Here is a 461-nt window from a genome sequence, read left to right as displayed (position 1 = left end):
AAACCGACACAGGTAGATGAGGAGAGAATCCTAAGGCCGACGGGAGAAGCATTGTCAAGGAACTCGGCAAAATGACTCCGTAACTTCGGGAGAAGGAGTGCCAGGGAGGCCTGGCCGCAGAGAATTGGCCCAAGCAACTGTTTAGCAAAAACACAGGTCTATGCAAAACCGCAAGGTGAAGTATATGGGCTGACGCCTGCCCGGTGCTGGAAGGTTAAGGGGAGAGGTTAGCGCAAGCGAAGCTTCGAACTTAAGCCCCAGTAAACGGCGGCCGTAACTATAACGGTCCTAAGGTAGCGAAATTCCTTGTCGGGTAAGTTCCGACCCGCACGAAAGGCGTAATGATTTGGGCACTGTCTCGACAATGCACCCGGTGAAATTGAAATACCAGTGAAGATGCTGGTTACCTGCGCCAGGACGGAAAGACCCCATGGAGCTTTACTCCAGCTTGATACTGGGAT

The 461-nt window shown here is 52.5% G+C and carries 1 rRNA gene; it reads left to right on the top strand.

Annotation, left to right across the window (positions count from 1 at the left end):
• Nucleotides 1-461 (top strand): 23S ribosomal RNA (locus tag HJV72_RS18815); the annotation flags it as partial.

The organism is Extibacter sp. GGCC_0201, assembly GCF_017566055.1.
Taxonomy (GTDB): domain Bacteria; phylum Bacillota; class Clostridia; order Lachnospirales; family Lachnospiraceae; genus Extibacter.
Note: the sequence above shows the minus strand (reverse complement) of the source record. Positions and strands in the feature narration are given on the sequence as shown.